The following is a 19,873-nucleotide window of genomic DNA, read 5'->3' as shown; positions in this document are numbered from 1 at the left end:
AAAATAGCTTCTTTCCAAAGCTGGAAGGAAGCTATTTTAGTGGTTATTGATTGCTTTTGTTTTCGGAACTAGTCGTTTTGGACGAGTTTCCACTATCAGTTGTTTCTTTTGTTGAGGAAGGTGTAGAAGAATCCTGAGTTGTTGTTTTCTGTTCTTCTTTTTTCTCCTCTTTCGTGTTGGATTGAGAAGTTTCTTCTTGCGGGATATTTTCTTTAGTAGAAGTGTTGTCCTTGTTAGGTGTAGTATTTTCCTGAGGGGATTCCTTTTGAATTTCCTTGACAACAGTTGTTTGGGTTGTCGTCGGTTCTTTTTTATTGTTTTTGCTATTATCCATGGCGTTCATGATGGTGATAGTAGCGGTGATTAGACCAAGGATACTACCGATGGTAGCAATCGTTTTTTGAAAGACAGTAAACCCCTTTTTGATATGCTCAGTTTTTGGTTTTGAAGTTCTATGATAGTTAGACATGATACTCTCCTTTTATTATGATTTATTATACCTCATTTCTTTAAAAAAATCTTAAAAAAAAAGAGAAATTGCCCTTTCTTGTCGCAAGCTTCGTTTCATGATACAATAGAAGAAGTGATTTTAGAAAGCGTGAGAAAACATGATCTACTTTGATAATTCGGCAACGACCAAGCCTTATCCTGAAGCTCTTGAAACTTACATGCAGGTCGCTTCAAAAATTGTAGGAAATCCTTCTAGCCTCCATCGTTTGGGCGACCAAGCAACACGAATTTTAGATGCTTCCCGGCAGCAAATTGCAGATTTGATTGGCAAGAAAAGTGATGAAATCTTCTTTACCTCTGGTGGAACAGAAGGGGATAACTGGGTCATCAAGGGTGTGGCCTTTGAAAAAGCCCAGTTTGGCAAGCACATCATCGTATCAGCCATTGAACATCCAGCAGTTAAGGAATCAGCCCTCTGGCTGAAAAGTCAGGGTTTTGAGGTGGATTTTGCTCCAGTTGATGAGAAAGGGTTTGTGGATGTTGAAGCATTAGCAGATTTGATACGTCCTGATACGACTCTCGTCTCCATCATGGCAGTTAACAATGAAATCGGCTCTATCCAGCCTATTGAGGCTATTTCGAAACTGTTAGCAGATAAGCCAACTATTTCCTTCCATGTTGATGCAGTTCAGGCACTCGCTAAGATTCCGACTGAAAAATATATAACAGAACGGGTGGATTTTGCGACCTTCTCAAGTCATAAATTTCATGGTGTTCGAGGAGTCGGCTTTGTCTATATCAAGTCTGGTAAGAAAATTACGCCTCTTTTGACAGGTGGTGGTCAAGAGGGAGACCATCGTTCAACAACTGAAAATGTGGCAGGGATCGCTGCAACAGCCAAGGCCCTCCGTTTGTCTATGGAAAAGTTAGCTGTCTTTACTAATAAGGCAGGGCAGATGAAATCAGTCATTCGCCAAGCGCTTTTGGACTATCCAGATATTTTTGTCTTTTCAGATGAGGAAGACTTTGCCCCTCATATTCTGACTTTTGGGATTAAGGGGGTTCGTGGAGAAGTCATCGTTCATGCATTTGAAGACTATGATATTTTCATTTCCACAACCTCTGCTTGTTCGTCCAAGGCAGGAAAACCTGCTGGGACCTTGATTGCCATGGGAGTGGACAAAGATAAGGCCCAGTCAGCTGTGCGTCTAAGCCTAGACCTGGAAAATGATATGAGTCAGGTTGAGCAGTTTTTGACCAAGCTAAAATTAATTTACAATCAAACTAGAAAAGTAAGATAGGAGCATTCATGCAGTATTCAGAAATTATGATTCGCTACGGAGAGTTGTCAACCAAGGGCAAAAACCGCATGCGTTTCATCAATAAACTTCGCAATAATATTTCGGACATTTTGTCCATCTATCCCCAAGTTAAGGTAACTGCTGACCGCGACCGTGCCCACGCTTACCTGAATGGAGCCGACTACACAGCGGTTGCAGAATCTCTCAAACAAGTCTTCGGGATTCAGAATTTTTCTCCAGTATATAAAGTTGAAAAATCTGTAGAAGTTCTGAAGTCTTCTGTCCAAGAGATTATGAAAGATATCTACAAGGAAGGCATGACCTTTAAGATTTCTAGTAAACGCAGCGACCACAACTTTGAACTCGACAGTCGTGAACTCAACCAAACACTTGGTGGAGCAGTATTCGAAGCTATTCCAAATGTCCAAGCTCAAATGAAAAATCCCGATATCACTCTTCAGGTGGAGATTCGTGAAGAGGCGGCTTATCTTTCCTATGAAACCATTCGTGGAGCAGGTGGCTTGCCTGTGGGAACTTCTGGTAAGGGCATGCTCATGTTGTCAGGAGGTATTGATTCACCCGTAGCAGGTTATCTAGCTCTTAAACGTGGAGTAGATATCGAGGCCGTTCACTTTGCCAGCCCACCTTACACTAGTCCAGGTGCTCTCAAAAAAGCCCAAGATTTGACCCGTAAATTGACCAAGTTTGGCGGCAATATCCAGTTTATCGAAGTGCCTTTCACTGAGATTCAAGAGGAAATCAAAGCCAAGGCTCCAGAAGCCTACCTCATGACCTTGACCCGTCGCTTTATGATGCGCATTACCGATCGTATCCGTGAGGTACGAAATGGTTTAGTTATCATCAATGGGGAAAGTCTTGGTCAAGTAGCTAGCCAGACCTTGGAAAGCATGCAGGCTATCAACGCTGTGACTAACACTCCCATCATCCGCCCTGTGGTTACGATGGACAAGTTGGAAATCATTGACATCGCCCAGGAAATCGATACCTTTGATATTTCTATCCAACCGTTTGAAGACTGCTGTACTATTTTTGCGCCTGATCGTCCTAAGACCAATCCTAAAATTAAGAATGCGGAGCAGTATGAAGCACGCATGGATGTTGAAGGTTTGGTTGAGCGAGCAGTGGCTGGTATCATGATTACTGAGATTACACCTCAAGCTGAAAAAGATGCTGTCGATGAGTTGATTGACAATCTCCTCTAATCAGAAAATCCAGAAGAATTCAGAAAAACAAATGAAAAAAGTTAGTTATTTATCCTTAAAATGGACATTTACTGACTTTTTTTCTATTTTTATGGTATAATGAGATAAAATTTTGAATATAGAGAGTTTTCTGACAATGAATCATTCCTACTTTTACTTAAAAATGAAAGAACATAAACTCAAGGTTCCTTATACAGGAAAAGAGCGTCGTGTGCGTGTTCTTCTGCCTAAGGACTACGAGAAAGACACCGACCGTTTTTACCCTGTAGTTTACTTTCATGACGGGCAAAATGTCTTTTACAGTAAGGAGTCTTATATTGGACACTCTTGGAAGATCATTCCGGCTATTAAGCGAAATCCTGATATCAGTCGCATGATTGTTGTTGCTATTGACAATGATGGTATGGGGAGGATGAATGAGTATGCGGCTTGGAAGTTTCAAGAATCTCCTATCCCAGGGCAGCAGTTTGGCGGTAAGGGTGTGGAGTATGCCGAGTTTGTCATGGAGGTGGTCAAGCCTTTTATCGATGAAACCTATCGTACCAAAGCTGATCGCCAGCACACGGCTATGATTGGTTCGTCTCTAGGAGGCAATATTACCCAGTTTATCGGACTAGAGTACCAAGATCGAATTGGTTGTCTAGGTGTCTTCTCATCTGCCAACTGGCTTCACCAAGAAGCTTTTAACCGCTATATCGAGCGTAAGAAATTGACGCCTGAACAGCGCATTTTTATCTATGTAGGAACAGAAGAAGCAGACGATACGGACAAGACCTTGATGGCTGGCAATATCAAGCAAGCCTATATCGACTCGTCGCTTCGCTATTACCGTGATTTGATTTCAGGTGGAGTAGGCTTGGATAATCTTGTCTTGAAAGTTCAGTCCGGTGCCATCCATAGTGAAATTCCATGGTCGGAAAATTTACCAGACTGTCTCCGATTTTTTGCGGAGAAATGGTAAGTTAGGAAAGGAGAAAGCCAATGCATATTGAAAACCTTAGCCATTGGAGTGGCAATCTTAATCGTGAAATGTACCTCAACCGTTATGGACATGCTGGGATTCCAGTTGTGGTTTTTGCTTCATCTGGTGGCAGTCACAATGAATACTATGATTTTGGCATGATTGATGCCTGTGCTTCCTTTATCGAGGAAGGGCGCGTCCAGTTCTTTACTCTCTCCAGTGTCGACAGTGAGAGCTGGTTGGCTACTTGGAAAAATGGTCATGACCAGGCGGAGATGCACCGCGCCTACGAACGCTATGTGATTGAGGAGGCCATTCCTTTTATCAAGCATAAAACAGGTTGGTTTGATGGCATGATGACGACAGGTTGCTCGATGGGGGCCTACCATGCACTTAATTTCTTCCTCCAGCATCCAGATGTCTTCACCAAGGTGATTGCTCTCAGCGGTGTTTACGACGCACGTTTCTTCGTTGGCGATTACTACAATGATGATGCTATTTACCAAAACTCACCAGTAGATTATATCTGGAATCAAAACGACGGATGGTTTATCGACCGTTACCGTCAGGCAGAAATCGTCGTTTGTACGGGCCTTGGTGCTTGGGAACAAGACGGTCTACCATCTTTCTACAAGCTCAAAGAAGCCTTTGACCAGAAACAAATTCCAGCCTGGTTTGCTGAATGGGGACACGATGTCGCCCACGACTGGGAATGGTGGCGTAAACAAATGCCCTATTTTCTTGGACACCTGTATCTATAAAAGGAGTTGCCTATGAATTACCTTGTTATTTCTCCCTACTATCCGCAAAACTTTCAACAGTTTACCATCGAGCTAGCCAATAAAGGCATCACCGTTCTAGGGATTGGGCAAGAACCCTATGAACAACTAGATGAACCATTGCGCAATAGCTTGACCGAGTATTTCCGTGTGGACAATCTTGAGAACATAGACGAAGTCAAACGTGCTGTTGCCTTTCTTTTCTACAAGCATGGACCAATCGACCGCATCGAATCCCACAATGAATACTGGCTTGAGCTGGACGCAACACTCAGAGAGCAATTCAATGTCTTTGGTGCCAAACCAGAGGATCTCAAAAAGACCAAGTTTAAGTCTGAAATGAAGAAATTTTTCCAAAAAGCAGGTGTCCCTGTGGTACCTGGGGCTGTCATCCAGACGGAAGCAGATGTGGACCAAGCAGTTGAGACGATTGGCCTACCAATGATTGCCAAACCTGACAATGGAGTGGGAGCGGCAGCCACCTTTAAGTTGGAAAGTCAGGAAGATGTGGACCGATTCAAGCAAGAATGGGATCATTCGACCGTTTATTTCTTTGAGAAATTTGTCACTTCTAGCGAAATCTGTACCTTTGACGGGCTTGTGGATAAGGATGGCAATATCGTATTTTCAACGACTTTCGATTATGCCCATACACCACTTGATCTCATGATTTATAAGATGGACAATTCCTACTATGTGCTCAAGGATATGGATCCAAAACTGCGCAAGTATGGCGAGGCCATTGTCAAGGAATTTGGTATGAAAGAGCGCTTTTTCCATATCGAGTTTTTCCGTGACGGGGACGACTATATTGCCATTGAGTACAATAATCGTCCTGCAGGTGGCTTTACCATTGATGTTTATAACTTCGCTCACTCCTTGGACCTCTACCGAGGTTATGCGGCGATTGTTGCAGGTGAAGAATTCCCAGCATCAGAGTTTGAACCACAATACTGTTTAGCTACATCACGTCGTGCTAATGCTAACTATGTTTATTCAGAGGAGGACCTTCTTGCCAAATACAGCCAGCAATTCAAGGTCAAAAAAATCATGCCAGCAGCCTTTGCAGAGCTACAAGGGGACTACCTTTATATGCTGACTACTCCGAGTCGCCAAGAGATGGAGCAGATGATTGCGGACTTTGGTCAGCGTCAAGAGTAACGAAAAGGATGAAAGGAGTTTGACTTCTTTTGTCCTTTTCTTAAAGATAAGTTAAATAAAGCGTTTTCCATAGATTCTTTTAGAAAATCTGTTGCTAAAAGGTTTAAAAATTGATAGAATAAGGATTATCTAAAAAAATTAAGGAGAATCTATCAAATGGATTTTACATGGGCTATTAAATATGCCACTGAATTTTTGGGAACTGCCATTTTGGTCATTCTTGGTAATGGTGCAGTTGCTAACGTTGAACTTAAAGGTACGAAAGGTCACCAAAGTGGCTGGCTCGTTATCGCGGTTGGTTACGGTATGGGGGTTATGATCCCAGCCTTGATGTTCGGTAATGTATCTGGTAACCACATCAACCCAGCTTTCACACTTGGACTTGCTGTGAGTGGACTTTTCCCTTGGGAACAAGTACCATATTACATCCTTGTGCAAGTTTTAGGAGCGATTTTTGGTCAAGCTATGGTCGTTGCAACTCACCGTCCTTACTACTTGAAAACAGAGAATTCTAATAACATTTTGGGTACTTTCTCAACGATTTCAAATGTTGATCACGGTACAAAAGAATCACGTTTCGCAGCAAGTGTAAATGGTTTTATCAATGAGTTTGTCGGTTCGTTTATTCTGTTCTTTGCAGCCCTAGGAATGACTAAAAACTTTTTTGGTGCAGAAGTAATGCAATACATGAAGCAAATGGCAACGCAGGCTAATCAAACAGTTGACTTCTCTGAATTAGCTATCAAAGCTCAAATAGCACCACACACAGCAGCAGGTCTTTCAGTAGCTCATTTAGGACTTGGTTTCCTAGTAATGGCCTTGGTAACTTCACTCGGTGGACCTACTGGACCTGGTTTGAACCCAGCTCGTGACTTTGGACCACGTCTTCTTCACGAACTCCTTCCAAAATCAGTTCTTGGTCAACACAAGGGTGATTCAAAATGGTGGTATGCTTGGGTTCCAGTTGTAGCTCCAATTGCAGCGGGTATTGCAGCAGTAGCACTATTCAAACTACTTTACCTATAAGAAACGAAACTGGGGAAACCCAGTTTTTTTCTTGGGAAATTTTCTAATTTAAACAAATATGGCTTGTAAAATATTCTAAAATCCTTTAAAATAAAATAGTTGGAGGAATTTATGGATGTGAATGAGATTGTTCGGATCATTCCGACTTTGAAAGTTAATAATCGAAAATTAAATGAGATATTTTACATTGAAACTCTGGGGATGAAACCCTTATTAGAAGAGTCTGCCTTTCTTTCATTAGGCGACCAGACGGGTACGGAGAGATTGATTTTAGAAGAAGCTCCAAGTATGCGAACTCGTAGAGTTGAAGGATTTAAGAAGCTAGCTAGACTCTTGATAAAGGTTGAGAATCCTTCTGAAATCGAGGCCCTTCTTTCTCAGATGAAGTCTCTTCCTCGCCTGTTTAAAGGAAGCCGTGGATATGCTTTTGAGATTGTTTCACCTGAAGAGGATGTGATCCTTGTTCATGCAGAAAATGATGTAAGAGATTTGGTTCCACTGGAAACTGTTCCTGAATTTTATTCAAATACAAGTATAAAATACGTGAGTCAATTTGAGGTTTCTATGGAGTTGCGTTTGCCTGAGGGGACAGAGAGCTTGCTTGATCCTGAAGGAGTAGCGCAAGCAATTACCTTTACTAAAGGGCAAGGACCAGATTTGGCTGTTGAGAACAATGTCACTTGGGACCTGACGATGTTGAAATTTTTAGTAAGAAATTTTGATCGAACCAGTCTTCGTCAGAAATTTGAAAAGACAGGCTACTTTGTCCCTAAGTCTGAAAAATTCTTCCTTGGTAAAGATACCAATAACATTGAATTGTGGTTTGAAGAAGCATGAAGTGGGAAAAAATTCTAAGAAAAATAGAAAATCAAATCGAGGCAGGGATTTATCCCGGGGCCTCTTTTGCGTATTATAAGGATGGTGAATGGAAAGAGTCTTATCTAGGATTGAGTGATCCAGAAAGGGGCTTGAAAACAGAGAGCGGTTTGGTCTATGATCTGGCCAGTGTGAGTAAAGTTGTGGGAGTGGGGACGGTTCTCATCTTCTTGTGGCAGCAGGGCAAATTCGATATTGATCAACCGGTGACGGATTTTTTACCGGAGTGTGATTACCCAGATATCACTATACGGCAGCTTCTGACCCATTCTACAGATTTAGACCCCTTCATTCCCAACCGTGACAAGTTAAGTGCAGAGGAATTGAGAGAAGCCATGTTTCACCTCAACAGACGAGGTCAGCCTGCTTTTCTATACTCAGATGTTCACTTTTTACTCTTGGGCTTTCTTTTGGAAAAAATCTTTAACCAAGACTTGGATCAGATTATAGAAGAACAAGTTTTGGAACCATGGGGGATGAAGGAAACGATGTTTGGTCCCGTTGAGGTTGCTGTACCAACAGTGAGAGGAGTAGAGGCCGGAATCATTCACGATCCCAAAGCCCGTCTATTAGGGAAGCACGCTGGTAGTGCAGGTTTGTTTTCGACTGTTAAGGATCTGCAAATCTTTCTGGAACATTACTTAAAAGATGATTTTGCAGCAGATTTGAGCCAAAATTTTTCTCCCTTAGATGATAAGGAGCGTTCCCTATCTTGGAATCTGGAAGGAGGAGCTTGGCTCGACCATACGGGCTATACTGGTACCTTTATCATGTGGAATCGGGAGAAACAAGAAGCTGCTATCTTTTTATCCAATCGAACGTATGAGAAGGATGAGCGTGCCCAGTGGATAGTCGATCGAAATCAAGTCATGGAAATGATTCGTCAAGAAGAGTAGGGGGAAGCATGTCAAAAATCGTAAAAGGAACTCTGTATACAGTAGTAGCAGGGATTGCTTGGGGCTTGTCAGGAACCAGTGGCCAATACCTGATGGTACACGGGATTTCCGCTCTAGTCTTGACCAATTTGCGACTTATCATTGCAGGCTTGGCACTAGTAATCTTATCCTATGCGACTTCAAAGGATAAACTCCTTTCTTTTTTAAAGGACGGAAAAAGCTTTTTATCTCTGTTGCTATTTGCAGTTTTCGGGCTTTTCTTAAACCAGTTTGCCTATCTTTCTGCCATTCAGGAAACCAATGCTGGAACGGCGACAGTTCTCCAGTATGTATGCCCCGTTGGGATCTTGATTTATACTTGTATCAAGGACAAGGTGGCGCCTACTCTGGCTGAGATTATTTCGATTGGATTGGCTATAGGAGGAACTTTTCTGATTGCGACGCATGGGAAAGTTGACCAGTTGTCTGTCACACCTGCTGGTCTTTTCTGGGGCCTCTTTTCAGCCTTGACCTATGCCCTCTATATTATCCTTCCCATCGCTTTGATTAAGAAGTGGGGCAGTATTTTGGTGATTGGTGTTGGGATGGTTATTTCTGGTGTGGTGGCTCTTCCCTTCACAGGAGTCTTACGGGCTAGCATACCAACCAGCTTAGATTTTCTCTTTGCATTTGCTGGGATTATCATCATCGGAACGGTTTTTGCCTATACAGCTTTCCTAAAAGGAGCTAGTCTGATAGGCCCTGTTAAGTCTAGTTTATTAGCTTCCATAGAACCAATTTCTGCCGTTTTCTTTGCCTTTCTGATTATGAAGGAACAGTTTTATGTGATTGATTTTGTCGGTATGGCTATGATTTTACTAGCTGTAACCATTATTTCATTGAAAGATTTACTGCTGGAGATAAAGAGTAAGTAATTAAAAAATCCACTCAATCGAGTGGATTTTGTGTGTATAGATGATTAGTCTTTATTTTCGTGTGGCAAAATCAAGTTTAAGATAATTCCTGTCATAGCTGATAGAGCAGTACCTGAAAGTGTAACTGGGCCAAGTTTGAGGATGGCTCCACCAAGTCCAAGTACCAACATGGCACTGGCAATGATGAGGTTACGCATTTGACTGAAGTCAACACGTTCTTTAATCAAAACTTTCAAACCATTGCTGGCGATAACTCCGTAGAGAAGGATGGACATGCCACCAAGCACAGCATTTGGAATGGTTGAAATCAAGGCAGTGAATTTACCTAGGAAGCTAAGAGCAATGGCGATGAAGGCCGCGTTACGGATAACAGAGACAGAAGCGATACGAGTCATCCCGATAACCCCTGTATTTTCTCCGTAAGTCGTGTTAGCTGGTCCACCGAGGAAAGCCGATACAGATGTCGCGATACCGTCACCGAGAAGCGTACGGTGAAGTCCTGGTTCTTTTAGGAATTGACGGCCACAGATTTGGCTCAAAACTGTGTGGTCTCCGATGTGTTCTGAAATTGTTACAATAGCGATTGGCAAGATAGCAATTGTTTCAGGACCGAAGTACAAGTTGTACTCTTTAAAAGCACCACCCGTGCTAAATGGCAAGTAGAAACCAGGAATTTCAAACCAATTGGCTTGAAGGACTGGGGTAAAGTCAACCAAACCAAGCATCATAGCGAAGATATAACCACCGATGATGGCAAAGAGGAAAGGAATGATACGAAGGAAACCTTTTCCTTTTGTATTGATAAAGGCTGCAATCAAGAACGTCACGACGGCTACAAGAGCATTTTTCCAGTTTCCATCTGCTACGAGTCCAGCATTCGTTACAGCAGAACCAGCAAGACCAAGACCGATAACGATGATCATAGGTCCGATAATGATTGGTGGCAAGAGTTTGTCAATCCATTTCGTACCTGCAAAACGAACACTTGCTGCTACAAGGACATAGACTAAACCAGTCAAGATAACCCCCGTTTGAGCAGCAGAGACATCGCCTCCCATTTCTTTCATGGCTAGAGACATCGCCGTGATAAAGGCGAATGAAGAACCTAGATAAACTGGAACCTTAAAGCCAGTAGAAATCATGTAGATAAGTGTTCCAATACCGGATGCAAAGAGAGCAACCGATACGGGCATTCCCAAAATTAAGGGAACGAGAATGGTTGCGCCAAACATGGCAAATACGTGCTGGAAGCTTAGAAGAATACCTTTACCAGCAGAAGGACGTTGATCAACGTCTAGTAACAAGTCAACAGTTGATTCCTGTTTCATAAAAACCTCACTTTTGGGCACCAAAAAAGAGCCCATTATTTTGCAGCAATAGGCCCTCAGAGTAAGACTTTTTAAAAAATAGCTATCTTTTAAAAATTTATATAAATCTGCGCCTTCGTCACCTCACAGGATGACATTAAAAACCTTTGCTTAGGATAGTATAGCAGAAAAAATTCGTTTTGTAAACGAATTTTTCCCGAGCCTAGAAATGAGAGAGCGAGGTTTGATTTTGTAAACGAATTTTTCCCGAGCCCGGAAATGCGAGAGTGAGGTTCGTTTTGTAAACGAATTTTTCCCAAGCCCGGAAATGCGAGAACGAGGATTGATTTTGTAAATTGTTTAAAGAGGGCGTTTGTTTGGCATGCCAGCCTTACGTGGATATTTGTTTGGGGTTTCCTTTTTCTTTTCGACGACAGTGATATAGCGCGGATCTCCATTTGGCAGGGCATAGCTGAGGTTGTTCTCTACCTTGCTAAAGAGGAGGTTGAGGGCATTCTTGGCTTCTATCAATTCCTCAGGAGCATTGCTGGCCTTGAGTGCCAATAGTTTGCCACCGACTTTAAGATAGGGAATGGTCAGCTCAGACAAAACCTGCATACGGGCAACCGCACGAGCCGTCACCACATCAAACTGGGCACGGAAGTTCTTGTCTTGGGCAAAGTCTTCTGCCCGTCCATGGTAGAAGTGAACACCATCCAAATCCAACTCCTGAGCCAAAAGCTGAAGGAAGTTGATTCGTTTATTTAGCGAATCAATGATGGTCACATCTAACTGAGGATAGAGGATTTTCATAGGAAGACTAGGGAATCCTGCCCCTGCTCCGATATCAAGAAGTTTGATAGTTTCATTTGAAATCAAACCTTGCAGAATAGGCGCAATCGAATCATAAAAATGTTTGAGATAAACTTCTTCCTTGTCTGTAATAGCGGTCAGGTTAATCTTTTCATTCCACTCGACCAAGAGCTCAAAATAGCGTTCAAATTGGTTCTTTTGCTGGTCCGAAAGTGGAAGATTTTGCTCAGCTAGTAGGCTGTAAAATGTTTCTGATTTCATAGTAGTTTCCTTCTCTAGTATCATCTTATTTTACCATATTCATTAAAATTTTGATATACTGGTAGTAATCTAAAAGCAGAAAGGAATAAGATTATGACTTGGATTATTCTTGGAGTTTTGGCTCTGATTGTTATTTTTGTGATTGTTAGCTATAACGGTTTGGTTAGAAATCGTATGCAGACCAAGGAGGCTTGGAGCCAGATCGATGTTCAGTTGAAGCGTCGTAATGATCTCCTCCCAAACTTGATTGAAACAGTCAAAGGCTATGCGAAATATGAAGGTTCTACTTTGGAAAAAGTAACAGAACTTCGTAGACAAGTAGCCGCAGCAACTTCACCGGCAGAAGCTATGAAGGCCAGTGATGCCCTTACCCGCCAGATTTCTGGTATCTTTGCAGTAGCAGAGAATTACCCAGACTTGAAAGCTAGTGCTAACTTTATCAAATTGCAAGAAGAGTTGACCAATACAGAAAATAAAATTTCTTACTCTCGCCAACTCTACAACAGTGTTGTCAGCAACTACAATGTAAAACTTGAAAGTTTCCCAAGCAACATCATCGCAGGACTATTTGGATTTAAAGCTGCAGACTTCCTTCAAACACCTGAAGAGGAAAAGGCAGTTCCTAAAGTTGACTTTAGCGGTTTAGGTGACTAAGATGTTGTTTGATCAAATTGCGAGCAATAAACGAAAAACCTGGATTTTGTTGCTGGTTTTCTTCCTACTCTTGGCCTTGGTTGGTTATGCGGTTGGCTATCTCTTCATGCGCTCAGGTCTTGGTGGCATGATTGTTGCCTTGATTATTGGTCTTATCTACGCTCTGACCATGATTTTTCAATCGACAGAGATTGTCATGTCTATGAATGGGGCGCGTGAGGTTGATGAGCAAACAGCACCAGACCTCTACCACGTAGTAGAAGATATGGCCATGGTTGCTCAGATTCCTATGCCGCGTGTTTTCATCATTGAGGATTCTTCTTTAAATGCCTTTGCAACAGGTTCAAACCCGCAGAATGCAGCTGTCGCAGCCACTTCGGGCCTCTTAGCTATCATGAATCGTGAAGAGCTAGAAGCTGTTATGGGGCATGAAGTCAGTCATATCCGAAACTACGATATTCGCATTTCGACCATTGCTGTTGCCCTTGCCAGTGCCATTACCCTTCTGTCTAGTATGGCAGGACGGATGATGTGGTGGGGTGGCGCTGGTCGCAGACGGAGTGATAATGATCGTGATGGAAATGGTTTGGAGATTATCATGCTTGTTATCTCTCTCTTAGCCATTGTTCTAGCACCTCTCGCAGCAACCTTGGTGCAATTAGCCATTTCCCGTCAGAGGGAATTTCTAGCGGATGCATCTAGTGTGGAGCTGACTCGCAATCCTCAAGGGATGATTAATGCCTTGCGTAAGTTGGACAATAGCGAGCCGATGCATCACCATGTCGATGATGCCAGCAGCGCTCTTTATATCAATGATCCTAAGAAAGGTGGCGGGCTTCAAAAACTCTTTTATACCCACCCACCTATCTCAGAACGAATCGAACGCTTGAAACACATGTAAAAAAAATCCAGAGGTCGTCTCTGGATTTTTGCTTTTAGTATCTCGCTTTTAACTTGTTATCTCATGAAAAAATAGTATAATATATGTAATTCTATGTTATTGAGGTGAATGATGTATAAGCGCTGGATGACGTTCTTCTTGATTTTGATTTTTATGCCGATTCATTTGAGTATAGCTGAGAAAATCATGCGAATAAATTCATTAACGCTATCAATCCTTTTTACCCTTGTTGAACTTGCAATATTTTTATATGTAGGGAAAAAGTATGACTTGTTTCACATTCGGAAAATCTGCCTAAAAGATATTTTTAAATGTTTTCTTTCATACTCCTTGCTTTTCCTGTTTTATATTTTGGTCAATTTTTTAGGCCCTACCCAATCAGACACAACTCAAGCTGTGCACAGTTTATCCCTTTCATGGTCTGTACTTTTTGTGGATCTCTGTGTTTTGGCACCCGTCACGGAAGAAATCTTTATGCGAGGTATGTTACAGGGGATAGTATTTAAGAATACATATTTTGGCTTGTTTGCCACATCGCTTCTTTTTGCTTATTTGCATGGTCCCTATACTATTCCTAGTTTTATCAACTATTTAGGTATGGGATTTGCATTTGGGATAAGGTATAAGACTTCTGACAACCTATGGAATTCCATTCTTTTGCATGTCCTTAATAATCTGGTTGCGTTTTGCTTTTTGTATATGAGATAATGCTACATTAGAATGCTTTGAGCTGTAAGATAGTAAAAAATGATTTCTAGCTTATACAATTTAAACAAAAGTCAGAGCATAATCTGTCAGATTGACGATGCCAGTAGCGCTCTTTATATCAATGATCCGAAGAAAGGTGGCGGACTTCAAAAACTCTTTTATACCCACCCACCTATCCCAGAACGGATTGAACGTTTGAAACAGATGTAAAAAAATCCAGAGGTCGTCTCTGGATTTTTGCTATGTTTAAAATCTAAAAATCTTGTAAATCAACAACTTCCAAACCATTTTCTGTCAAACGATAGATACTCGTACAGACCTCTTCTAAGAAACGTCGATCATGTGAAACAGTAATCAGTCCACCTGGATAAGAGGCAAAGAGTTTTCTGATCTCGGGTTGAGAAGTGGGAGAAAAATTACGTGTAGGCTCATCCAGAAGGAGAAAGTTTGGTTTGCGCAACACTAAATCTAAAAGTAGGAGTTTGCCTTGTTGCCCACCAGATAGGGAGCGGATTTGGTGGTGCATCTCTGGATAGCTGAAATTGAGACTGGCTAGGTGAGATTGGATTTTCTGTAGTTCCTCTTTTTGTCCAGTTTGGCTGAGATAGGCTACTGGAGATAGATCCAATTGTAGTTTTTTATGATAATCTTGTGGCATAAAACCAAGCGAAATTTCTCTTTTGTCGCTTAATAGTTGCTGTAACTTGTCTAACAGAGTCGATTTTCCAACACCATTTGGCCCAATGATACCGATTTTATCTTGGCCACGGACCGTTAGTCGTAACTCCTGAGCTAAAATGCGCTGGCCAATGGACAAATTTTCCTTTTCCAGTTGGACTAAGACTTTAGAAGCTGGTAATGGTTGGATGTCTGAAAAGAAAAGTTGGATTTGTTCCTCTTCAAGTGGCTTTTGGGTCATGGACTGAGCTGCTTTTTCGTAGCGCTTTTCTTGAGAGAGAACAGTTTTCATCTTTTTAGCCAATAGGCGACCGGCAGTACTGTCTTTGGTAGCTCGAAGTGCAGTTTCTACATTTTGCTTGACGCGGCGATGCTTTTCCATGGTTTTGTCATAGGCTCTCTGGTCGTTAGCAGCTTGCTGACTTTGTCTGGCAAAATTAGCCTTTCTCTGCTCACTATATCGATCATAGTCTAAATGCTCGACTAGCGTTTCCGCTTCTTTTCGATGTTTGACCAGTCGCAAGTGGACAATAGTATCTGCCGTATGAGAAAGAAAGTCTTCATCATGGGAAATGAAAATAACAGTTTGCCTAATCTTTCGAATCTGCCTTTTTAGCCAATCAACCGTCTCAAGGTCTAGGTCATTTGAAGGTTCATCTAAAAATAGAATCTCAAAAGGTTTTGCTAACTCGTGAATGAGCTGAATTTTCAAAGCTTCGCCCCCTGATAGACTGCCAATTTCTTGGTCGCTAGCAAAACGGTTGCTATCAAAGTGCAATTCCTCCGCCAAACGATAAAGAATGCTGTAGTCTAAATCAGCAGAATCCAAAAAGAAGTAGTCATGTAGAGATCTTTTTTTCAGGATCTCAGGGAGTTTTTGAGGAATGTAGGCCAGTGATTGAAGGTCAGAATGGATGTCGCCCTTGATAGTAAAATCAGGCAATGCTTCCCCCATTAAAGCTCGTAGTAAAGTCGATTTACCATTTCCTTCTTCACCAATAATAGCCACCTTTTCCCCGTCTTGGATAGTCATGGTTAGGTCAGATACAAGGTCCCGTAGATCTTTGTTTTGCGTGATAGTTAGATGATTGATTTTTATCATATTGTTGCCCTTTCTAGAATGTCGATAGTGCATAACAAAAAGCTCTACTTTATCTAGTAGAGCCCAAAGTCACTGTCAAAACTCTATTATCCTCGTTGAAAAACTCGTCAAACTAGCTTGGAGCTGCCTAACCCAACCCAAGAGGAGCATAGCTTTCTAGTTTTTCGATTTTCAATGAGGACAAGATACTAGAAAATCTAGTATAAAAAGAGCACACAAAAAAGAGACAAAAACAAGATCTACTAAATAAAGATTCTTTATTTGATAGACTTAGTTGTTCATGTCTCCCTTACCTCCGAGTATTAGTACCTCCATCCTATACCTTTAAGGAAATTTTGTCAACAGAAAACAGGAAATTCTAGTTTTTATAATCAATGAAAATCAAAGAGCAAACTAGGAAGCGACCCGAAGGCTGTACTTGAGTACGGCAAGGCGAAGCTGACGTGGTTTAAAGAGATTTCCGAAGAGTATCAGAATCCGAAAACAGGTCCATAGAGAGTCAGTACGTGTTTGACATGTTCGTAGTGGAACTTGTCATAGTTGCGCCAAGCAGCACGAACTTGATCATTTAGTTTTAGGCTCCCTAGTCCAATCAGAAGACTGGTACGTTGGTAAAATTTCTCAAGGTCGATTAAGATACTGTTGTCAAGCTTTTCTGCTTTTTTTACTTCCTTAAGAGTGGTGTTCAGCAGCTCTTGCAGTCGAAGATCATCGGCTGTTCCTTGTTTGCAACTTTGGTAGCTTTTATTTAACTTGAAAAGGAGTTGGTAAGCTTCAGTGATGAGTGCTTTATCTTCCATATGAGCATCCTCCTTGCTCTGGTGTATTCTTGCCTATAGTATAGCACTAATAGGAAAGTTTGTCATAGTAAATATGTTAAAAAATGAGATTTTAATATCAAAGTTTGGAAGGCTGACTTATAGCCTTTTCATGGTATAATCAAGTGAGTACATCTTTATGGAGGAAATATGAAGTTAAACATTCAAGAAATTCGTAAGCAACCTGAAGGCCTACACTTTGAACAAACTTTAGACCTTGTCGCAGACTTGCGTAAACGAAATCAAGAGATTTTAGATGTCAAAGATATCCTTGCAGTGGGGAAGGTGCAGTATGAAGACCGTCTGTATTTTTTAGACTATCAGTTGTCATATACCATTGTTCTTGCTTCTAGTCGTAGTATGGAACCAGTTGAGTTGGCTGAGTCTTACCCAGTCACAGAGGTCTTCATGGAAGGAGCAACCAATCAACTAGACCAGGAAGTTCTAGACGATGACTTGGTCTTGCCTATCGAAAATGGGGAAATTGACCTTGCTGAGAGCGTAGCAGATAATATCTTGCTCAATATCCCTATCAAGGTCTTGACGGCAGAAGAAGAGGCGGGCCAAGGTTTTGTGTCAGGAAATGACTGGCAAATCATGACTGAAGACGAATATCAAGCTCAACAAGCAGTCAAGAAAGAAGAAAACAGTCCATTTGCTGGCTTGCAAGGACTATTTGATGGAGACGAGTAGATGGTTTTATCCAAGAAACGTGCCCGTCATGTCATTGAGGAAATTATTGCCCTCTTTCCAGATGCTAAGCCTAGTCTTGATTTTCGCAATCATTTTGAACTCTTGGTTGCGGTGATGTTGTCAGCTCAGACGACAGATGCAGCGGTAAACAAGGCCACGCCAGGTCTCTTTGCTGCCTTTCCGACACCACAAGCCATGTCTGTTGCGACAGAGAGTGAAATTGCTTCACACATTTCTCGTCTGGGACTGTATCGAAATAAGGCTAAATTCCTTAAAAAATGTGCCCAACAGTTACTAGACGATTTTGATGGTCAAGTGCCTCAGACTCGAGAGGAATTAGAAAGTCTAGCGGGTGTTGGTCGTAAAACAGCAAATGTAGTATTGAGTGTGGGCTTTGGAATTCCTGCTTTTGCAGTGGATACTCATGTGGAGCGTATCTGTAAGCATCACGATATCGTTAAAAAATCAGCTACGCCACTTGAAGTAGAAAAACGTGTCATGGACGTCCTACCACCAGAAGAGTGGTTAGCAGCCCACCAGGCAATGATTTACTTTGGACGAGCTATCTGTCATCCCAAAAATCCAGAATGCGATCACTATCCCCAATTATATGATTTTAGTAATGTTTAAGAGGACTCTGAAAAAAGTTTTTGCTTGATTTTAAGGGTGCTTTGTGCTATAGTAAATGGTAACTAAATAGTCCTTTAAACCTGTCCCGTGAGGCAGGCAAGGAGCGCGATAAAAGTAGAAGGGTGAAGTCTATACTATATACAGTAGGGCTCGCTTGGCTATACATTTCAAGTCTCCTTGTAGAAGGAGACTTTTCTTTTTGGAGGTTTGTCATGAAGACAAAAGAAGTTGTAGACGAATTGACTGTCAAACGAGCGATTACGCGAATTACTTATGAGATTATTGAGCGCAATAAAGATTTGAATAAGATTATCCTAGCGGGGATAAAAACGCGTGGTGTTTTCATCGCTCATCGTATTAAAGAACGTTTGGAGCAGTTGGAAAACATCACAGTTCCTGTTGTGGAATTGGACACTAAGCCTTTCCGTGATGATGTTAAAAGCGGAGAAGATACTTCTTTGATTTCTGTTGATGTGACAGACCGTGAAGTTATCTTAGTGGATGATGTACTCTATACAGGCCGTACTATCCGTGCTGCTATTGATAATATTGTTGGTCATGGTCGTCCTGCGCGCGTGAGTCTTGCGGTGCTAGTCGATCGTGGACATAGAGAATTGCCTATCCGTCCAGATTACGTTGGGAAAAATATCCCAACCAGTCGTTCTGAAGAAATCATCGTAGAGATGACAGAACTTGATGGCCAAGACAGAGTTCTGATTACTGAAGAAGCTTAGAAAGCTGAAGGAGTAGCCATGTCAGAAAATCAACAAGCATTGAACCATGTGGTTTCTATGGAAGACCTCACTGTTAATCAAGTGATGAAATTGATTAAGCGAGGAATTGAGTTTAAAAATGGAGCCCAGCTTCCTTATGAAGACCATCCGATTGTTTCAAATCTTTTTTTTGAGGATTCTACACGAACGCATAAGTCCTTTGAAGTGGCAGAGATTAAGCTAGGGCTGGAGCGACTTGACTTTGATGTGAAGACCAGCTCGGTCAATAAGGGTGAGACACTTTATGATACCATCTTAACCTTGTCTGCGCTTGGTGTAGATGTCTGTGTGATTCGTCACCCAGAGGTCGATTATTATAAAGAACTGATTGCGAGTCCAACCATTACGACTTCCATTATCAATGGTGGAGATGGCTCAGGACAACACCCTAGTCAGAGCCTGCTTGATTTGATGACCATTTATGAGGAATTTGGTCACTTTGAGGGTCTCAAGGTTGCTATTGCAGGTGACTTGGACCACTCACGTGTTGCCAAATCCAATATGCAGATTTTGAAACGCTTGGGTGCTGAACTGTTCTTTGCAGGACCTGAGGAATGGAGAAGTCAAGAGTTTGCGGACTATGGACAGTTTGTAACTATTGATGAGATTGTTGATCAGGTGGATGTTTTGATGTTACTCCGAGTTCAACATGAACGCCATGAAAGTGGAGCCGTTTTTTCAAAAGAAGACTACCATGCTCAACACGGCTTAAACCAAGAACGCTATAATCGCTTAAAAGAAACAGCAATCATTATGCATCCTGCTCCAGTTAATCGAGATGTGGAAATTGCTGATCACTTGGTTGAAGCGCCAAAATCACGCATTGTCCAACAAATGACCAACGGTGTCTTTGTTCGAATGGCAATTTTAGAATCCGTATTGGCGAGTAGAAACGCCAACTAAAACACAAGACGTTAAAAGACGCCAGTGAGCGTCCACGAGAGGTGA

General features: G+C 41.8%; 21 protein-coding genes and 1 pseudogene. 17 read left to right on the top strand and 5 right to left on the bottom strand.

The genetic code is table 11. The features are described from left to right. Positions 1-43: 43 nt before the first annotated feature. Entirely contained in the window at positions 44-469 is a 426-nt protein-coding gene (locus KZX55_RS02760) for a DUF6556 family protein (protein WP_248023791.1), read from the bottom strand. Between the two features lie 139 nt (positions 470-608). Between KZX55_RS02760 and KZX55_RS02755 the strand changes: the two genes are divergently transcribed. The 9 genes from KZX55_RS02755 to KZX55_RS02715 all read left to right on the top strand — a co-directional run bounded on the left by KZX55_RS02755 (position 609) and on the right by KZX55_RS02715 (position 9,587). Beyond that, the gene (locus tag KZX55_RS02755; RefSeq protein ID WP_248023789.1) at positions 609-1,751 is read left to right on the top strand and encodes a cysteine desulfurase family protein; all 1,143 of its coding nucleotides are present in this window, start codon (positions 609-611) and stop codon (positions 1,749-1,751) included. 8 nt (positions 1,752-1,759) lie between these two features. Continuing rightward, positions 1,760-2,974 carry a tRNA uracil 4-sulfurtransferase ThiI gene (gene thiI, locus KZX55_RS02750; RefSeq protein ID WP_248023781.1) on the top strand — a complete coding sequence of 405 codons (1,215 nt, stop codon included), beginning with the start codon at positions 1,760-1,762 and terminating at the stop codon, positions 2,972-2,974. Positions 2,975-3,110: 136 nt separating this feature from the next. Continuing rightward, complete coding sequence (locus KZX55_RS02745) at positions 3,111-3,935, top strand: alpha/beta hydrolase (RefSeq protein ID WP_084933086.1); 825 nt, start codon at positions 3,111-3,113, stop codon at positions 3,933-3,935. A 20-nt stretch (positions 3,936-3,955) separates the two neighbouring features. Further along, positions 3,956-4,696, top strand: coding sequence for an esterase family protein (locus KZX55_RS02740; protein WP_000546816.1), 741 nt, complete (start codon positions 3,956-3,958; stop codon positions 4,694-4,696). Between the two features lie 12 nt (positions 4,697-4,708). Beyond that, a complete protein-coding gene (locus KZX55_RS02735; RefSeq protein ID WP_248023772.1) occupies positions 4,709-5,875 on the top strand; it encodes an ATP-grasp domain-containing protein in 1,167 nt (388 codons plus the stop codon). Positions 5,876-6,031: 156 nt separating this feature from the next. After that, on the top strand, positions 6,032-6,901 hold the full coding sequence (gla, locus tag KZX55_RS02730; RefSeq protein WP_000348119.1) for an aquaglyceroporin Gla: 870 nt from the start codon (positions 6,032-6,034) through the stop codon (positions 6,899-6,901). Between the two features lie 111 nt (positions 6,902-7,012). Next, complete coding sequence (locus KZX55_RS02725; RefSeq protein ID WP_248023763.1) at positions 7,013-7,738, top strand: CppA family protein; 726 nt, start codon at positions 7,013-7,015, stop codon at positions 7,736-7,738. Further along, on the top strand, positions 7,735-8,673 hold the full coding sequence (locus tag KZX55_RS02720; protein WP_248023760.1) for a serine hydrolase domain-containing protein: 939 nt from the start codon (positions 7,735-7,737) through the stop codon (positions 8,671-8,673). Before KZX55_RS02725 ends, KZX55_RS02720 begins: the two co-directional genes overlap by 4 nt. Before the next feature lie 8 nt (positions 8,674-8,681). After that, entirely contained in the window at positions 8,682-9,587 is a 906-nt protein-coding gene (locus KZX55_RS02715; protein WP_248023753.1) for a DMT family transporter, read from the top strand. A gap of 44 nt (positions 9,588-9,631) precedes the next feature. On the opposite strand, the gene KZX55_RS02710 is transcribed toward KZX55_RS02715, so the two are convergent. Further along, complete coding sequence (locus KZX55_RS02710; RefSeq protein WP_000808282.1) at positions 9,632-10,915, bottom strand: uracil-xanthine permease family protein; 1,284 nt, start codon at positions 10,913-10,915, stop codon at positions 9,632-9,634. A gap of 339 nt (positions 10,916-11,254) precedes the next feature. Beyond that, the gene (gene rsmG / locus KZX55_RS02705; protein ID WP_007521501.1) at positions 11,255-11,968 is read right to left on the bottom strand and encodes a 16S rRNA (guanine(527)-N(7))-methyltransferase RsmG; all 714 of its coding nucleotides are present in this window, start codon (positions 11,966-11,968) and stop codon (positions 11,255-11,257) included. A 93-nt stretch (positions 11,969-12,061) separates the two neighbouring features. On the opposite strand from rsmG, the gene KZX55_RS02700 reads away from it, so the two are divergent. The 4 genes and pseudogenes from KZX55_RS02700 to KZX55_RS02685 form a co-directional block, all read left to right on the top strand. After that, positions 12,062-12,622 (top strand): LemA family protein, encoded by a 561-nt coding sequence (locus KZX55_RS02700; protein ID WP_007521503.1) that lies wholly within the window; start codon positions 12,062-12,064, stop codon positions 12,620-12,622. Position 12,623: 1 nt separating this feature from the next. Then, positions 12,624-13,523 (top strand): zinc metalloprotease HtpX, encoded by a 900-nt coding sequence (gene htpX, locus KZX55_RS02695; RefSeq protein ID WP_007521505.1) that lies wholly within the window; start codon positions 12,624-12,626, stop codon positions 13,521-13,523. Positions 13,524-13,631: 108 nt separating this feature from the next. Further along, positions 13,632-14,231 carry a CPBP family intramembrane glutamic endopeptidase gene (locus tag KZX55_RS02690; RefSeq protein WP_248023745.1) on the top strand — a complete coding sequence of 200 codons (600 nt, stop codon included), beginning with the start codon at positions 13,632-13,634 and terminating at the stop codon, positions 14,229-14,231. Between the two features lie 90 nt (positions 14,232-14,321). Then, positions 14,322-14,441 (top strand): annotated as a pseudogene (locus KZX55_RS02685) (zinc metalloprotease HtpX); the annotation flags it as partial. Between the two features lie 43 nt (positions 14,442-14,484). On the opposite strand, the gene KZX55_RS02680 reads toward KZX55_RS02685, so the two are convergent. Both KZX55_RS02680 and KZX55_RS02675 read right to left on the bottom strand, forming a co-directional pair. Continuing rightward, on the bottom strand, positions 14,485-16,044 hold the full coding sequence (locus KZX55_RS02680; RefSeq protein ID WP_248023742.1) for an ATP-binding cassette domain-containing protein: 1,560 nt from the start codon (positions 16,042-16,044) through the stop codon (positions 14,485-14,487). 437 nt (positions 16,045-16,481) lie between these two features. Beyond that, positions 16,482-16,811: a helicase BlpT gene (locus tag KZX55_RS02675; RefSeq protein WP_248023733.1), complete on the bottom strand. Its 330-nt coding sequence runs from the start codon at positions 16,809-16,811 to the stop codon at positions 16,482-16,484. A gap of 168 nt (positions 16,812-16,979) precedes the next feature. Here KZX55_RS02675 and KZX55_RS02670 point away from each other — a divergent pair, with 168 nt between their 5' ends. The 4 genes from KZX55_RS02670 (at position 16,980) to KZX55_RS02655 (ending at position 19,828) form a co-directional block, all read left to right on the top strand. Then, on the top strand, positions 16,980-17,522 hold the full coding sequence (locus KZX55_RS02670) for a YceD family protein (RefSeq protein ID WP_084973899.1): 543 nt from the start codon (positions 16,980-16,982) through the stop codon (positions 17,520-17,522). Next, on the top strand, positions 17,523-18,152 hold the full coding sequence (gene nth / locus KZX55_RS02665) for an endonuclease III (RefSeq protein WP_000244429.1): 630 nt from the start codon (positions 17,523-17,525) through the stop codon (positions 18,150-18,152). A 212-nt stretch (positions 18,153-18,364) separates the two neighbouring features. Continuing rightward, positions 18,365-18,886, top strand: coding sequence for a bifunctional pyr operon transcriptional regulator/uracil phosphoribosyltransferase PyrR (gene pyrR / locus KZX55_RS02660; RefSeq protein WP_000850018.1), 522 nt, complete (start codon positions 18,365-18,367; stop codon positions 18,884-18,886). A gap of 18 nt (positions 18,887-18,904) precedes the next feature. Next, entirely contained in the window at positions 18,905-19,828 is a 924-nt protein-coding gene (locus tag KZX55_RS02655; protein ID WP_221160635.1) for an aspartate carbamoyltransferase catalytic subunit, read from the top strand. Positions 19,829-19,873 lie beyond the last annotated feature (45 nt).

Source organism: Streptococcus halitosis, assembly GCF_023147855.1.
Classification (GTDB): domain Bacteria; phylum Bacillota; class Bacilli; order Lactobacillales; family Streptococcaceae; genus Streptococcus; species Streptococcus halitosis_B.
Note: the sequence above shows the minus strand (reverse complement) of the source record. Positions and strands in the feature narration are given on the sequence as shown.

Bases quoted from the DNA above. Each gene is read 5' to 3' on its own strand.
- gla (WP_000348119.1), top strand. From the start codon at position 6,032: ATGGATTTTACATGGGCTATTAAATATGCCACTGAATTTTTGGGAACT.
- KZX55_RS02735 (WP_248023772.1), top strand. From the start codon at position 4,709: ATGAATTACCTTGTTATTTCTCCCTACTATCCGCAAAACTTTCAACAG.
- KZX55_RS02760 (WP_248023791.1), bottom strand. From the start codon at position 469: ATGTCTAACTATCATAGAACTTCAAAACCAAAAACTGAGCATATCAAA.
- KZX55_RS02720 (WP_248023760.1), top strand. From the start codon at position 7,735: ATGAAGTGGGAAAAAATTCTAAGAAAAATAGAAAATCAAATCGAGGCA.
- KZX55_RS02670 (WP_084973899.1), top strand. From the start codon at position 16,980: ATGAAGTTAAACATTCAAGAAATTCGTAAGCAACCTGAAGGCCTACAC.
- KZX55_RS02755 (WP_248023789.1), top strand. From the start codon at position 609: ATGATCTACTTTGATAATTCGGCAACGACCAAGCCTTATCCTGAAGCT.
- KZX55_RS02690 (WP_248023745.1), top strand. From the start codon at position 13,632: ATGATGTATAAGCGCTGGATGACGTTCTTCTTGATTTTGATTTTTATG.
- KZX55_RS02725 (WP_248023763.1), top strand. From the start codon at position 7,013: ATGGATGTGAATGAGATTGTTCGGATCATTCCGACTTTGAAAGTTAAT.
- htpX (WP_007521505.1), top strand. From the start codon at position 12,624: ATGTTGTTTGATCAAATTGCGAGCAATAAACGAAAAACCTGGATTTTG.
- nth (WP_000244429.1), top strand. From the start codon at position 17,523: ATGGTTTTATCCAAGAAACGTGCCCGTCATGTCATTGAGGAAATTATT.
- KZX55_RS02740 (WP_000546816.1), top strand. From the start codon at position 3,956: ATGCATATTGAAAACCTTAGCCATTGGAGTGGCAATCTTAATCGTGAA.
- KZX55_RS02700 (WP_007521503.1), top strand. From the start codon at position 12,062: ATGACTTGGATTATTCTTGGAGTTTTGGCTCTGATTGTTATTTTTGTG.
- thiI (WP_248023781.1), top strand. From the start codon at position 1,760: ATGCAGTATTCAGAAATTATGATTCGCTACGGAGAGTTGTCAACCAAG.
- KZX55_RS02715 (WP_248023753.1), top strand. From the start codon at position 8,682: ATGTCAAAAATCGTAAAAGGAACTCTGTATACAGTAGTAGCAGGGATT.
- KZX55_RS02745 (WP_084933086.1), top strand. From the start codon at position 3,111: ATGAATCATTCCTACTTTTACTTAAAAATGAAAGAACATAAACTCAAG.
- pyrR (WP_000850018.1), top strand. From the start codon at position 18,365: ATGAAGACAAAAGAAGTTGTAGACGAATTGACTGTCAAACGAGCGATT.
- KZX55_RS02675 (WP_248023733.1), bottom strand. From the start codon at position 16,811: ATGGAAGATAAAGCACTCATCACTGAAGCTTACCAACTCCTTTTCAAG.
- rsmG (WP_007521501.1), bottom strand. From the start codon at position 11,968: ATGAAATCAGAAACATTTTACAGCCTACTAGCTGAGCAAAATCTTCCA.
- KZX55_RS02710 (WP_000808282.1), bottom strand. From the start codon at position 10,915: ATGAAACAGGAATCAACTGTTGACTTGTTACTAGACGTTGATCAACGT.
- KZX55_RS02655 (WP_221160635.1), top strand. From the start codon at position 18,905: ATGTCAGAAAATCAACAAGCATTGAACCATGTGGTTTCTATGGAAGAC.
- KZX55_RS02680 (WP_248023742.1), bottom strand. From the start codon at position 16,044: ATGCACTATCGACATTCTAGAAAGGGCAACAATATGATAAAAATCAAT.